This window comes from Bacillus sp. AF62, assembly GCF_050312695.1.
Classification (GTDB): domain Bacteria; phylum Bacillota; class Bacilli; order Bacillales; family Bacillaceae_G; genus Bacillus_A; species Bacillus_A cereus.
Genome location: NZ_JBNPJZ010000023.1, coordinates 1 through 14,847 on the forward strand (window position 1 = coordinate 1; position 14,847 = coordinate 14,847).

Consider the following 14,847-nt stretch of genomic DNA (forward strand, 5'->3'; position numbering starts at 1 on the left):
GGCTTTTTATTTTCATCCACTTTCATTACTTTTAAGGCGCCCTTTGCTTTCCAGAATACTTGTAAGTCTTTGCTTACAAGTCTTTGCTTACTTGTTCTGTACTGCGTTCTAGCAATACAGTTGCGTCTTGAATCGTACTTGTTCCTTTATATACAATCGCATGAATATTTGTTAGATTTGAAACGACTTTTAGAGATAGTTCACTACTCTTAGAGGATTTTGGTACTTGAATACGGAACTTTTCTCCTAGTTGGAACGTTTCTTTTACTTCACCTTGTTCTGTAACAATGCGTGTGCCTTGTGGTGCATTGTTCATTTGTACTTGGAATGTACTCTTTTTTGCATTTGTTTGAACGGTGTATGTTGTTGTTTCGAAATATTCACCGTTTAGTTGTGCTTCTTGTTTATCCGTTGGAATGACATTCATCCAAACATCTTGTGTATCCTGGCTTTGATTTGCCGTATGAATGATATTCTTTGCCGCTTTTTCAACAGCCGCATTTTTGAACTGTAATTCATCAACGGAAATCTGGCCAAGTGCATTCCAAAGAGCTAATTGCGTTGCGTAATGGGCTTCTTGCCAAGTGGAAACACCTAAATTTTCTGGTGTTTTCTGTGGATACCCATTCATTAAGACACGATAAGATACATCATCTGTTTTGCCCGCTTCGGGTAAATCCTCTCCATTTGGGGATTTTAAACCGTATACTAGACAATACGCAATTTGACCACTAGCGTTCTTTAGAAGCTCTGTACGAACATCTTTCCCATATTGCGGACTATAGGCCCAATCCATCTGATACCTTTCTCGATTGATTACCTCCGCACTAGCTTGATTCAGCGGAATCAAGAAGCTCATCACAAATAAAAGTACACTCGTAAAGAGTAGTAGTGTTTGATACGATTGTTTCAAAACCATTTTTACAGCTCCTTTAGGATTATTCAGTTTTCAAAGAACATTTTAATATTAATTTTCTTAATAATTAGAATATTTTGTTTATTTTTTTAGAAATTTTTTACCCTCTGGTGCTTTTTTAAGTAAATTAATTATCTGCATCACATATCTTTACAAATGTAATGTAAAATAGGTACTGTCTTACTTATAAACCTATTCTATTCCAAAATATAGAACGCGTTTAAAAGATAAGATTATATAACTCTTGCTCTGTAATATGTTGGAATAAATAATTCTTCTACTGGTAAATTGAAGTAATTCGCAATCATTTTAGCGCGTTCAGCATTCGTACTTTTTTTTGTACATTCGATTTCTTGCAAGACACCTTTTTTAATATTTAAGTCCCTTGCAACTTCACCAATTGAAATTGAATGCTCTTCACGTATTTTTCTAAAAACCGTAGATCGATTATTGTTATACACTTGTATCACCTCCTTATCCTTATTATAGAACGCTTAAAGCTGACAGTCAATAAAAAAATATAAATTTTTTATACTTTATTATAATTTATTTATATAACAGAAAGGGGAACTTACATGAATACCTTTGGACAAAACTTGAAGAAACTTAGAGGTATGAGGGCTATGAGTAGAAAAGACTTAGCTAATGAACTAGACATTCCTTATGTAACTTTAACAACTTGGGAAAGTGGAAGTAGAATACCAAATAGCGACAAATTAGTTCCAATTGCAAATTTTTTTGGGGTAAGTGTATCCGAATTAGTAGAAAAAACAATAGACAATAACGAGATTTTAAATATGTACCATAAATCAAATGGGGATTGTGAAGACCCTATTAAACGTCTAACTGCTGCGCTTTACGAAAAATATAAAAGCGTACCTGACCAATATAAAGCTGAAATTGAAAAAGAAATTCTTCGGTACGCCGATTTACTAAAATTAGATATAGATCAAAAAAATAAAGATAATGAGTCTACACCTTCATAACTCATCGATTTGTATATATTGTTCGCATTTATCAAATAAATGACTACAAAACTCTAAGTCTAAATTACTATCAGTTATAATTATTTCGATAATTTCTTTAATATTAGTCATAAATAAACCTCCATTGAAGTGTACTTACCTCATCCCATTCGCCATTTCCTAATTTTAGGTAATGCAGAATGCTTTATAAACGAAGAAAAGACATCAGTTATGATGTCTTTTCTTCGTTTATTTTATTTATCCTGAGCCACCGGGATCGGATATCATCATGAAATTGGTTTTATGTTTTGTTTCTTCTGCAATTTGAGTAGTCGAAGTAGAATTATTCACACAAAAAAACTGAAGAAGCAATAAAAAAACAATAAAATACTTGTAAGTTCCCAGTATTTTTTTCATTTACTATCCCCCAATCTTTATCTTTTTTTCACACATATTTAACATTTCAATTGCAAACTGAACAAAATAAAATTCATTATTTGATTTAAACTCGTCAATAGCGGATTCTATAAGCGCGGTATCATTTGTTATCATGCCTTTATAGCACAACTGGATTGGAGTCAAAGGACCTTTTTTTTCTAATGTAGTTAATATAGCAAGCGCCTTTACTCTATCTCCTTTTCGATACCAATAAAAACTTTTTTCTGCTATATGAAGTTTTCTATAATCTATAGTATCAATATTACGATTCCAATACAACGTCAAAAAATTAATATTATTCAAAATAACATCTTTCTTAAAATAGCATTTTCGTTTTATACAAATTTCTAGTGCCTTTTCCATATTTTCAATTGCTCTTTCATATGAATCAAAAATCAAACTTTCACCCTTTCTCGATATCAAAGATGCGCGCATAACTGGAAAAAACTCTAAATGTTCATAATTATGCAAGGAATCATTGAGTTTTTTAAATTCTTCAATTTTTCCTCGCCTAAGTAGGGAATAGCTGTAAAGATCAGTTATCCAAAAGTTATACAAACTAATAGATTCTTTTTGTTTTAGTAAATTTAAAGTGTTCATAGCTCTATTCATATGATATTCAAACACTTTAAAATTGCCATTATCACCTAATATTAATAACCTTAGTACATCACATAATACTGTGAATTCAGCCTCTTGTGATAAAGCTGGTTTTCTTAAATAATCAATTTCTAAATAAATTTCATCAATTGGCTTAGTTTTATAAAGTCTCTCGCAGAATAAAGTAAATATTTTCGAATAATTTCTCATCGTTCGATTTTCATGATTAATACACAAGTTAACTATATATTCCAAAATTTCAGTATATCCATTTTGGTATGCGATAATAAATAGTTTTTTTACATTTAACAAATATTCTTTAGTGTACGTTGACATTAAATATTTACAAACACCTTCAAAAGCTTCAACATCATCTGGAAACATTTTATATGCCATTTTCGAAAATGAAAAAGCTGAAATCTCTTTCCCTTCAGTCCCCCATTCACAAGCAGAGGATGCGGATACGCCACATTCTTTGCTAAATGCTGTCCAAGATTTCCCCTCATTTTTCAGCTGCATATCAAATGTTTGATGAAGTATTCCCATACCATCACCCTCTTTTTAATTTCGAGTTATACTTTTGTATAATCATTTTATATACTAAGTATTGATATTATTTTTAAAGAACTATACAATAAGTATTGTACACTATGTTAGATATGAAAAAAATTGAGAAATAATAAGTCTTTGTTTATTTTCAAATAATTCTAAAAACCATAAAAAAAAACCCTACCGCACCACTTTTTAATTGGTTCATTGCTTGCCGGCTAGACACCAATTAAAAAGTCCCTGGGAAGTAGAGCTTTTTATATTACATATTAATATTCACTTTTATACGTAGATTATAACACAAAGTGAATGTAGTGTGAATAAGAACCTCTATTTTCCCAACATTTTTCTGCAAGTGTGTGTTTTGGGAAAAATAGGAGGTCTTTTTGTGTTACTAAATAACTTTTTGCTAAGTAAAGCAAAACGAGAATTAAGTCCACACCTGGTTCATGTTCCGCGAGGTGCTATCAATAAAACAGTACAAAAAGTAATTAAAAATATTGATATTATTCTGTTCGAACATGAAGGTAAAACCACTAAAGATTTCTTCATACAAACACCACGCCGCTATAAGGCACTGGAAGTTGTTTTATCTTACCTAGTACAAGAAGGATACTCTCAAATGAAACAAGAACAAATCAGTCAAAAATCGGGTATTTCTATACCGATCATCAACTTTATTCTGAAATGGTTAGAGGACCTTGAGGTATGCCATCAAATCAAAACAAGACGTCATGGTAAGATTGCACCATCTATTTACATATTAAGCCTCAATACCAATTATTTGAAAATCATTGAATATTTTAAGCAAAAATGGGCGTTTTCAATTGATATTTTTTCTACATTTACAAAGTTTCTATCTAAAAGACTAAGTAAAAAACAAGAGAAATCTACAGAACAAGCCGAAAAACCAACTGTGCCTACATGCCAGGGAATAGATATATTGGATGCTGTTGCTCCTACAAATGAAGAAGTAAAAGTAAAAAAACAGCCAATGAATGCCCCTAATTCGGGTGAAAAGCTAGAACTACGCTTCCGCGAAATGGATGAGTTTATGAGCGAAGATCAAAAGAAACTATATATATATATCATAAGTAAAGATACAAATATTACTGAAAAAGATGCTTATACAATCGCATTGCGTATGCCGCCAGACGTAGATTGGGAAGCAAGAAAAACTTTTGAGGATTGTGTACAGTTTTTTGAGATAAACAAATCACAAGAAAGTACGCCCGCTCATTTCATGAAAATCTATACAAAACAGTTAACTGCAAATAGGAAGCGTAGACAGCAACAAGCGCAAGAAAACATAAGAAATATAGGATTGAGAAAATCAAATAAGAGTACAATCCCGTTAGATTTATTCAAAAAGATGCTTGATCCAAACGCGTAAATCTCGTTTTTTACAAAAAATAATTGTTTTATAGCCTTGTTCAAAAAATTCATATCTAACAAGGCTTTTTGTCATGCCATTCTTTATTTTAATAGATTAAACATATTATCAATCTATTATACTTTTATAAATTAAGGGCGTTTTTCACAACAAATCCACTATAAATTTAAACTCAAATTGAACCTGCTTTTAAATCAGTAATTAAATAAGAAGAAATCTCTAATCCCTTGTAAGAGTAAGGCTTATTGAGCAAAAATAAATTCTAATGTATTTAATGCTTTTAATTTTTTAAAAACAAGATTTAATTATAAGGAGTTTCCTATATCGGGAGTTTCTTTTTTTATAAACTTCTACATATCATCCAAAAATTGATTAAAATATCAAAATAAAAATCTTCTCTTCACTTAATATATAAATCTACAGTATTTCAGTTGCTCATCCTATTTCCGAACAAACACATTAATAGTTAGTAGCTGTATTCATTGCTTTTCCTACATATCATGATAATTGTGTATCCATTATCAATCCTAATTCTATCCAAGCATACTGCAATAATACTGATGTTTATGTTATGCCAAAGTAATGTGAATATGATGTCTATGTAATGTATACATGATGAAACGCGGCATCATTTCGGCATAAGTGCAAATTAAGGTTAATGTACACAAACATTAGCTTTATTCTACATACATAAAGAAAAAGAAAAACGAAGCTCTCCTGTTAAGGGTATCTTGATTCAGCTATGAATCAGATTCCGTTGACAGACAGATTTTCAAAAAACTACGTAGGCCGGGCGGCGGCCATTCCCATTCCTCGCATATCGTCCTCCCTCAACATCGGCCCATCATTCGCCTTCCACTCATCACAATACATCCATATATCCCCCTATATCACAACATCACGACCTGTCTAGCAAGGTCCATATGTCTCCGCGTAGCCCCGCAATGTCCTGGCCCCTGCATTCAACACAAGCCCCCCCCCCCCACACACACACAAAAATCACGACCTAGAATCCCCTATTGCTCGTTTATAGGTTTCTCGTATATAATTTCGGTACACAATTTTTAGGACAAAGGGGTATATAAACATGACGTGGGAACTTTCTGTTGATGTTTTCCTTGCTGATTTGTTAAAACATGGCCGCAAATCTTCCACCGTTAAACAATATCGCTACGATTTCACACTTTTTACATCATGGATTCAGAGACACGTCAAATCGCCTCCAGAATCGTTTTTTCGCTCTTTTGATTAAATAATATTGGAAAGATACTTAAAAGCTCTTAAAAAGGAACGTGGGGCGTCAATTTCTAATATCAAGCGTGTACGAGGTATTCTGATTAACTTTTTACAATTTCATGGTGCGGCCCAGGATTTAAAAAGTGATGTCTCCCCTCCTGGGTTGACTTCTAAACACTTTGCCTCAGATCAAGAAATAAAAAAACTATTCCGCGTCATGCGTAGTTATAACGGATTAACCGACTACCAGGCGTCAGGAAGAAAGTTTATTTTGAAGCGAAACCTTTTATTAATTCATTTCATGTTAGATTATGGGCTATCTATCCAGGACATTCTTACGCTTTCTATGCATGATATACACTTTGGAACGAATACCATTACCCCAGGAGGATTGCACGCCTACAAACGATCTATTACCCTTTCAAAAGAGCATGTAAAACTTTCCTTATCTTATTACAACAAGATTCCTAACCTTGTAAGACCACGCCAACAAACGGGCGATCCCTTTTTTGTGGCGTTTGATTTTGGCCCGCAAACATTCCGATGGGACTATGAAAACGATCACCCCGCCGCTTTAACTCGAATCGCTGTACAACGCATGTTACAGAAAGAAGCAAAACGCGCTGAAATCCATATAACGTCTACTATGCTACAGAACCGTTTTATATTAAATGCCCTACAGCATGGCATGAAACCCATTGAAATCAAAGCGTTTTTGGGATTAAAAAGCGTTGAGGCCCTGCATAGATACGTTCAATTTTGGAATAAACAGCAATGAAAAGAGTTTTATACAAGCATAAAAAAAGCCTTGGTGCCAGCAAAACTAGAGCTTTTTCTATGCTATTTTTTAACCCCGAAATAATTTCCTAAAAATTCAAAAGTGGATTATTTCAAAAAGACAGTCAGCTCCACGATCTAAAAACAATTAAATCATGTAAAAATCAATAAAAGTCAATACAAATGAATACAAGTAAATGCGAATCAATACGAAAAATGTTTGTATTTTAATGATTTTTATAGATTTTCACTAATAATTTTGTATTGATTTGTATTAAGTTGTTTTAATTTGTGTGTAATTGTATTGACTTTTTAAAACAGTTTAGCATATAATGGAATTAAGTTGATTGATAAAAAATAATCTTTAGGAGGTTTTTATATATGGCAATTCTGAAAGCTGGTGCGGATGCGGGAAATAGTGGTTTAAAGTTAAATGTATTAGGTCTTGATCCTTTATTCATACCAAGTATTTATTCACATCACATTGGAGAAGCAACACACATTTTGAGTGATGAGGATATTTCTGTTGAAGATTTAGAAAACAACATTGATGTTACAATTTCATCACCTACCTTAAAAGCAAACAATCTGCGTTACATTATTGGTCAAAAAGTGATCGATGAAAACATTAAAGGTATTGAAATGGAAAAGAAATCGGATAAATCGAAAGATGATCTTGTGCTACTTGTTACATTAGCTGGTTTAGCAATTACAGCTATGAAAAAACAACCAAATAAAGATAAAATTGATGTTATTTATGATCTTTCTGTTGCATTACCGGTCGCAACAATCACGCCTCAAACAGCACAAGAATTTGTAGAACGTTATATGAATCATCATACGGTAAAATTCCATCACCCAAGCGGACGTGAAGTAGTAGTTAACATCCAAATTGAATTTTGCAAGTGTTTACCAGAAGGTGCGGCGGGTTCATGGGGAATCGTTTACGATGAAAAAGGTAAAACCATCAAAAGAAAAGTAGAAGCTACAGAAGGCAAAACCACAGAAATAGACTTTGTTAACAAAACAATATTATCTTTCGATATTGGTGCTGGTACGACAGAAGAAGTTGTTTCTTATGGTGTTAGTTTTAAACATAAAATGAGTCGTGGTTTACCATATGGAGTGAAAGAAACTTTACTTGATATTATCAAGGTTTGGAACTTAAACAATAAACAAAAGACAATAGACAGTATTGCTGAATTTAATGCAATTTATCTTGATTCAGAACATCCTCGTCATATTCGTTTAAAAGAGGCATCACGTGGCGCATTATTAGGTTTAGCAAATCGAATTGCAACTGATATTATTAATAAAATTGATGATATGAAAGATGATCCATATGTATTCATTTATGGTGGCGGTGCCGCAATCGTAAAAGAAAGCCTACAGCAAATTTTAGAGCAAAAAGGACGTTTAACAAATGTCATTTTCTTAAAAGACCCACTTTTCGTAAATGCACGTGGATTACTTGTGTACACATGCTCTCCAAGGTTTCAAGAATTAAAAGAAAAAGCGCTTGCTCCTGTCGGTGAAAAATAATGGCTCGTAAAATATACAAAGCTGGTGATAGAGCAAATGTCTATATTAAGAAAGACATTTCATCAGACATGATCGATTTTATTAACAAACAAAGTGATCTTACAATGTTCTTTTTGTATGCGGCACAACAACTTCATAAACAAATTGGTAATGTAGATGTAGCGGAAATTTTACCACGTAAATATACATTTACACTGGAGAACGAAATACAACCTTTACCAATCAAACATGATGAGGGTTCAAAAACTGTTCATACACCTGTTTCGAATCAAACTCATATCGAAACAAGTCAAGAAATAACGAATCCTGGGGAATCCAATGATGAAGAAGAAAATACATCGTGGAATAAACTGAATGATTTAGAAGATGATCCATATGCATAATGCAATCAAAAAGAGGTGTTCTTTATAAGAGCAACTCTTTTTTTATTAAATACACAAGGATTCTATTAAAAAGTGTATAATATTATCCGAAAAGGAGGTGTATGTGACGTGTCACATGACGCCGTAACAGATATACAAAATGTTTACTGGACCCGCGAAGTCGCTGAATTATTAGGAGTTAAGGAAGGAACTATCCGTAAGTATGCCCGTTTATTAGAAGACCGCGGCTATAACTTCCACCGTAACGACCATGACCAACGCGGTTTTTTTGACAAGGACGTTATAATTCTAAGAAAAATACAAGAATTAAGTAAAACTAAGTCTATGACGCTAGATGATGCCGCAAATGCTATTATATCAATGAATCCTCTCAATAATTTAGCGCCCATTACGCCCCCCGTCACAGACGAAAATGAGCATTATATAACGCGTTATGAAAATGTAATGAGTGTATTACAGGGTTTAACGCAAGAAAATAATGAGTTAAAGAAAATGTTAGGTGTCATTTCAAATGAAATGATTGAACAAAAAAAACTATTGCAAGAACAATCCAAACAAATTGAGCAACTACATGTAGAGTTAAAAGAAAGTAAACAAGTTCTTAATGCTCCAAAAGAAAAACAAGGATTCTGGTCTAAGCTCTTTTCAAAAAATGAAGACGTATGATAATTTCATCATACGTCTTCATTTTTCTTCTAACAAAACAAGAGCTGGTTCTTTAGAAGGTTCTATCCCACATTCATTTAATGTTGCCACCAGCAAAAGTATTTGTTTTTCAAATCCATTTTTTAAAGAAATATCAGTAATACGAATTACTTTCCAACCATTTGTTTTCATGTATTTATCTCTTCTTCTGTCTCGTTTGGTTCCTTCTGGTGTTCGATGAAAAGGCCCATCAATTTCTACATCTATTTTCAAGCCATTTGGAGAAAAAAATGCAAAATCCAACTTAAAACGTTTATTCGGTACTTTATATTGCACAATTGGATAATAACCCTTAAAGCGCAATGCATCATATACTCTCTTCTCTAATTTGTTAGAGCATTTCGCCCTCTGTGCATCATTGTTTGGATTATAGGTAGATGGTGAAGTGAAAATTTGTGCCACAAGAAAAAATACAAGCGTGCATCCTAATACAACGAATAAACCTGTCATCATTTCACACCCCAATACAAATTTGAGTTAATACTCAAAATGTACTATGTCCCATCCCTTTCTGTTTATCCATTTTTCACTCACTTACTTTATATGAGTAAAACAAAACTGTCCTTATTCACGTTCTCTAAGAATAGACGCATTTGATTTTTTTGAGAAAGCGCCTTGCAAAGATTTGTTGTATGATGCGTAAGTCAAATCTTTGCATTGTATGTATACCTCATTCCAAATGAAATTATCAATAAATCGTTCGTGTGAATGATTTATAAATCGAACCTTTTTACACTCCAATTTACCTTAGGGTAAATTGGAGTGTATGTAAGTTCTCATTCCTGTCCATAATTGTAAATAAAAAATTACAGTTATGGGAGTGAGAAGAATGTTTTTCCGCAAAAATAGGACCAAACTAAAAAAGTGGTTAGATCGGCAAGGAATTGAACAACAAGAGCTAGCAAAAAAATCTAAAGTGTCCACAAAAACAATTAGTAAAGCATGTAGAGATACAGATTATATCCCAAAACCTGAAATCATGAAAAAACTATTACATACTATTAGAAAAATTGATCCTCACGCTAGAATTAATGATTTTTGGGATATGTAAAAAGCACAAGAAACAGTATCTTGTGCTTTCATAATTTTGCTTTGACTGAACCTATTTGAACCGAAATGTCTTTCGGTTGCTGTACTTGTGTAAGAAAATGCTGAATAGAGGGTGCTTGAAAAATACGGAAATTAGAACTAGAGATTGGATATTTGAGGTCAGTAAGGATTAAAAGTGAGGGGAATACCATATTAAGTTTCGGTTGCCAGGATTCTTTTTTCCATTCCATACTACGAAAATACGATTCATAACGTTTTATTTTCGTTTGGATCGTAGCCTTATTATAAATAGAGTTCTGGACTTCTATAAAAAATGGGCTTTTACGCCAGATGGTAAATATATCGGGTTCCATATACCCTTTCTTATACTTAGGTTCTACTTGAAATATCTTCGGTCTTTCGGTTCGTAATAACTGCTTATATACATCTACAATCGCTAAAAAATGACGTATCTTTTGACTTCCTTTACGAATCGTATTTGGATAAGGAAAATACACGTATGGACGTTGTGATGTATCTACATCAATATATCCTTCGCGGCTTAACCGCTTTGTCACAGTATTACAGCAAGTTACTGCATTTTTAACATTTCTAAAATGAAGATCAATAATATCATCACGCGACATACATCTAAATTGGTGTAAATGGCCTATAATTTGCTTATCTCTATTCGTTAGCATCATCTAACACCCCAAAGATTTTGTCTTCTTGATGCTCCTGTTCTTCCTTTTGTACACTTTGCTCTTTAGATAAACGATACGGTTCTATTATTTCTTTTGCCTGGTCCAATGCCAAAAAAGGAGCCTGCACCTTTTTTAAACCATCTAATTTTAAAATCATTTGGCCCGATTGACTTAAATTTTCTGATCCAGGCGTCCCCACAATGTTACTGTTAATTAAGTCTGCACATTTAAAGCCCATTCTTACCGTCAAATTGAGCTTTAACTTACCATCAAGTATTTTTTTGCATCTGGACGTTGCATACTTAGTATAAGGAAGATACCAAGCGATCTGCTAACAGCTGATATTTTTTCTATTATGGTGACACATTCCTTTTCGTCCTGTAGCATCGCTACTTCATCAATAGCAATAAAAATATATGGTAAGGGTTTATCTTTTGTTATTTGATTGTATTCATCAATATGACCTAGCTCATATTCCTCCATTACCTTTCTTCTATACAATACCTCTTTCCATAATTTTGATAACATACTTGTCATTTCGTGTTCTTCCATGCAAACATACTTCACATGCTTCACTCTTCTTAAAAAATGAAACTCTGAATTTTTTAAGTCCCCCAGGTACAAATGTAAATGTTCTGGTGACATATGTTGGATTAATGTGGCTAAAATCACGCGCACCATACTACTTTTTCCACTTCCTGTTTCTCCCGCAATCAGTAAATGAGGTGTATTTGAATCAACCATATCATACACAATCACATTTCCGAATTGGTCCCGCCCTACTACAACAGGAAGACGATATCGTTTTAATAATGGTTGCCATTGTTTATAACTGTAATCGTAAGGCTGTAAACTTGCATTAGAATGAAATACATGGAGTACAAACTTTTTAATCGTACCTTCCATCATAAGATTTTCACCTAATATTTGCTGAAAACAGAACCATTTTTTATGAATTTGAGCTGGATCAACGCCATTAGGTAGTGTAAAAGTGTACCGTACACTTTCCTTTCCTTCGTAAACATCATGAATTGTAGGATAAATGGGGACCTTTCCACCTCGTGTCATGTGCTCATCATATAGCTTCGCTTTCTTAAATACTTCTTCTAACTGATATTTATATTTTTTCTTTTTTAACCATCTTTTCATTGGTAACCCTCCTTATAACATGAGTAAAATGCGAATAAATGCATAACCAATGAACCCAATTCCTCCAATTCTTACACCGTAATACAGACCATTAGAAAGGAGATTGGATGCAAAAACATAATCATTTCGTACTAAGTATGTTTCCAACAAAACAGCTCCAATTGTAAGGCCACCTACTATTCCCAGGGCTACATACGTATGAACAAGCGGTGATGACATATGAAAAAATGCGAACGGACTAATAGGGCCAATACTATATATTTTTGTTTGCTTTTTCTTCTTATAAGATTGGTCCATAAAGGCTTGAAAAGAAATTGTTTCTTTTCGCTTTGGCATATTTTCCCTCCTAAAAAAAGAATATCGTTAACAAATTTGGTATCCAGTCCCATACAAAGCATATACAATCTAACACCATATGAGAGGTATTCTTAATGAGTTCAAATGTATCAACAGGTACATGTGTTATGAAACTCGCAAGTTCATCTGGTAACTTGCGTATTTCTTGTGCTGTACTGTCTAATGGTTCTGTCACATACCAACTGATCCACCTATATAAGAAATCTGTTGTATCCGTTGTACTCATTGCATTTTGATTGAGCGCATCACACCCACACATAATTTCATTTGTTGAACTTCCACACCATTCTGTAATTTCTTTCACACTTCGAAATTGCGGACTAGGTATGTTGTCCATCCTCTCGTTGGATTATCCCTCAAATAATATTTAATTTGATTACCAATAATCTCATAAGAATTATTCATTGTTCCTCCTCCTTTTTCTCATTCCGTTCCTCTTACTATAAACAAAACTCAAAATCCCCTAAAAACATGTGATAATTGAAGATTTCTTTTGATAGTACTATCATGATAGACTCTTTGGTTACAAGGTTGATATCCACTTTGATAATTGCTTTGGTAAAGAATATTCATCATTGATTGTCTGATATACGTTGTCATCCGTTGTCTACAAAAAATAAAATCAACCTTTTTTAAAAAGGTTGTTTCACATATCCTATAAAAAACTTGTATAAAAAAAGACCAAGGTACCATTAGATGGTAAAATAATATAGAAAATTATAAAAATATAGGGGGCAACACGATGGAAATTTTACTAGATGGGAAAAGAATATTTGAAGTAGACAACTCTAATTATGACTATGTGGTATTTCCAGCTAATAAGATTCAAACGTATATACAATTAAATGGATATCTTATTAAAAAAGGAGACTTGCAATACCCTGAAAAATGGATCAACATGCAAGATGCTCCAGACATAGACCGTTTGGTACTCGAAAAAAATTTTAATCCAGATGAGTATGAATGCTTGTTTTTTGATGATTTAGGATTCAAGGAAGCAATTCAAAAAATTTTATCGTCTTATAATATTCAAATTGATAATGATGTCAAAAAATTATTAGAAATAAATGAGCTACCATTGAAAACGGCCATAGAATTAAAAGAATTATTCAATTCAGAAGAATATGCTAACGACTATTCTAATCCTTTAGATTTCGCACGTTATGAAGGCTACGAATTTGAAAACAATGGTAAAACAGAAAAGTGGTTTATAGGGGAAGAAGAACTTCCTTGTACATCGATTACATATGATACTACAAGTCGCTTTATAAAAATGTGCATTGTAGAAACATACTACAAAGAAACAAAACAACATACTGAACACGTATTCAAAACACATACCGGTGAATGGTACCGATATTATTCTGGTGACACTAAAAATAATTTTTGGATTATGGAAGACATAGAAGGGGAAGAATTAGTTTCATTCCCATTCCATTTGTATACTCTTCAAGAAACAACTCCAAGACAGCTACCAGAGAAAGAAAAAGAAATTAAAATTGATTGGTCACAATTCATTGAAAAAGAGAAAATATATGATTTTTATTACTCTGAAAAAGAGTTTACACTTCGAATACTGCATAATAAATCATGGAATGATTTATTAAACATTAATGGTGAATGGAGGCGATTCACTAAGAAAGTTTCAAAAGGTGAGGAACCTTTTGAATCCTGGGATATTAAATGTGATGATGAAGTGTTTCTTGGTTCAGCAACATTTGGAGACATAAGAGAAGAAGAATTTACAGAACAACAAATGGATCAACTTTGCGCTGAAATCAGAGAACGCTCGTATGCTAAGGCTTCCAAATAATATACTTGAACAATATGTTAGATTTGTTATAACATAAAAACAGGAAGTGAGTGTGCGAAACTCAATTCCTGAGATGAAGTCATTTTCCGACGAATACCTTGTGAAAGAATCCTTCTTTTATGGTTGGATTCTTTTACTTTGTTTTGAGCATAAAATGTAATACAGTATATGCCATTTTTCTTGTTGAACATCCTCGTTTGAGCGCTAATTGTTGTAAGAACCTGTTTAAAATCTTTTTAATAAAATCGCTACACCTGCCAATAAGCAACTCTGTCTGCTATTTTCAAGTGT

General features: G+C 33.0%; 13 protein-coding genes and 4 pseudogenes. 8 read left to right on the forward strand and 9 right to left on the reverse strand.

Going from position 1 to position 14,847, the window contains the following annotated elements:
- Positions 1-919, reverse strand: a pseudogene (locus ACQRBL_RS03465) (thioester domain-containing protein); the annotation flags it as partial.
- 230 nt (positions 920-1,149) lie between these two features.
- Entirely contained in the window at positions 1,150-1,377 is a 228-nt protein-coding gene (locus ACQRBL_RS03470) for a helix-turn-helix domain-containing protein (RefSeq protein WP_000282643.1), read from the reverse strand.
- 114 nt (positions 1,378-1,491) lie between these two features.
- Here ACQRBL_RS03470 and ACQRBL_RS03475 point away from each other — a divergent pair, with 114 nt between their 5' ends.
- On the forward strand, positions 1,492-1,902 hold the full coding sequence (locus ACQRBL_RS03475; RefSeq protein WP_098859280.1) for a helix-turn-helix domain-containing protein: 411 nt from the start codon (positions 1,492-1,494) through the stop codon (positions 1,900-1,902).
- 237 nt (positions 1,903-2,139) lie between these two features.
- Here the strand turns inward: ACQRBL_RS03475 and ACQRBL_RS03480 are convergent, their stop codons facing one another.
- Together ACQRBL_RS03480 and ACQRBL_RS03485 are read right to left on the reverse strand one after the other, a co-directional pair.
- Positions 2,140-2,298 carry a hypothetical protein gene (locus tag ACQRBL_RS03480; RefSeq protein WP_180235802.1) on the reverse strand — a complete coding sequence of 53 codons (159 nt, stop codon included), beginning with the start codon at positions 2,296-2,298 and terminating at the stop codon, positions 2,140-2,142.
- Positions 2,299-2,301: 3 nt separating this feature from the next.
- Positions 2,302-3,465, reverse strand: coding sequence for an AimR family lysis-lysogeny pheromone receptor (locus ACQRBL_RS03485; RefSeq protein WP_197265795.1), 1,164 nt, complete (start codon positions 3,463-3,465; stop codon positions 2,302-2,304).
- A gap of 391 nt (positions 3,466-3,856) precedes the next feature.
- Here ACQRBL_RS03485 and ACQRBL_RS03490 point away from each other — a divergent pair, with 391 nt between their 5' ends.
- The 5 genes and pseudogenes from ACQRBL_RS03490 to ACQRBL_RS03510 all read left to right on the forward strand — a co-directional run bounded on the left by ACQRBL_RS03490 (position 3,857) and on the right by ACQRBL_RS03510 (position 9,465).
- Entirely contained in the window at positions 3,857-4,861 is a 1,005-nt protein-coding gene (locus ACQRBL_RS03490; protein ID WP_411996634.1) for a Replicase RepFR55, read from the forward strand.
- 1,087 nt (positions 4,862-5,948) lie between these two features.
- Positions 5,949-6,875, forward strand: a pseudogene (locus tag ACQRBL_RS03495) (tyrosine-type recombinase/integrase).
- Between the two features lie 380 nt (positions 6,876-7,255).
- Positions 7,256-8,416, forward strand: coding sequence for a peptide ABC transporter substrate-binding protein (locus ACQRBL_RS03500; protein WP_411996633.1), 1,161 nt, complete (start codon positions 7,256-7,258; stop codon positions 8,414-8,416).
- Positions 8,416-8,799, forward strand: coding sequence for a hypothetical protein (locus ACQRBL_RS03505; protein ID WP_411996632.1), 384 nt, complete (start codon positions 8,416-8,418; stop codon positions 8,797-8,799). The genes ACQRBL_RS03500 and ACQRBL_RS03505 overlap by 1 nt, the downstream gene beginning before the upstream one ends.
- 108 nt (positions 8,800-8,907) lie before the next feature.
- Positions 8,908-9,465 carry a MerR family transcriptional regulator gene (locus ACQRBL_RS03510; protein WP_023524048.1) on the forward strand — a complete coding sequence of 186 codons (558 nt, stop codon included), beginning with the start codon at positions 8,908-8,910 and terminating at the stop codon, positions 9,463-9,465.
- 18 nt (positions 9,466-9,483) lie between these two features.
- Here the strand turns inward: ACQRBL_RS03510 and ACQRBL_RS03515 are convergent, their stop codons facing one another.
- Positions 9,484-9,954: an endonuclease domain-containing protein gene (locus ACQRBL_RS03515; protein ID WP_197265798.1), complete on the reverse strand. Its 471-nt coding sequence runs from the start codon at positions 9,952-9,954 to the stop codon at positions 9,484-9,486.
- 379 nt (positions 9,955-10,333) lie between these two features.
- Between ACQRBL_RS03515 and ACQRBL_RS03520 the strand changes: the two genes are divergently transcribed.
- The gene (locus tag ACQRBL_RS03520; protein ID WP_000466107.1) at positions 10,334-10,555 is read left to right on the forward strand and encodes a helix-turn-helix domain-containing protein; all 222 of its coding nucleotides are present in this window, start codon (positions 10,334-10,336) and stop codon (positions 10,553-10,555) included.
- 28 nt (positions 10,556-10,583) lie between these two features.
- Here ACQRBL_RS03520 and ACQRBL_RS03525 read toward each other — a convergent pair whose 3' ends face one another.
- The 4 genes and pseudogenes from ACQRBL_RS03525 to ACQRBL_RS03540 form a co-directional block, all read right to left on the reverse strand.
- Complete coding sequence (locus tag ACQRBL_RS03525) at positions 10,584-11,237, reverse strand: replication-relaxation family protein (RefSeq protein ID WP_411996631.1); 654 nt, start codon at positions 11,235-11,237, stop codon at positions 10,584-10,586.
- A pseudogene (locus ACQRBL_RS03530) lies at positions 11,221-12,386 on the reverse strand (FtsK/SpoIIIE domain-containing protein). Before ACQRBL_RS03530 ends, ACQRBL_RS03525 begins: the two are co-directional and overlap by 17 nt.
- A gap of 12 nt (positions 12,387-12,398) precedes the next feature.
- On the reverse strand, positions 12,399-12,722 hold the full coding sequence (locus ACQRBL_RS03535) for a hypothetical protein (RefSeq protein WP_197265792.1): 324 nt from the start codon (positions 12,720-12,722) through the stop codon (positions 12,399-12,401).
- A gap of 10 nt (positions 12,723-12,732) precedes the next feature.
- Positions 12,733-13,148: pseudogene (locus ACQRBL_RS03540) on the reverse strand (hypothetical protein).
- A gap of 337 nt (positions 13,149-13,485) precedes the next feature.
- Here ACQRBL_RS03540 and ACQRBL_RS03545 point away from each other — a divergent pair.
- Positions 13,486-14,556: a hypothetical protein gene (locus tag ACQRBL_RS03545; protein ID WP_197265791.1), complete on the forward strand. Its 1,071-nt coding sequence runs from the start codon at positions 13,486-13,488 to the stop codon at positions 14,554-14,556.
- The last annotated feature ends 291 nt before the right edge of the window (positions 14,557-14,847 follow it).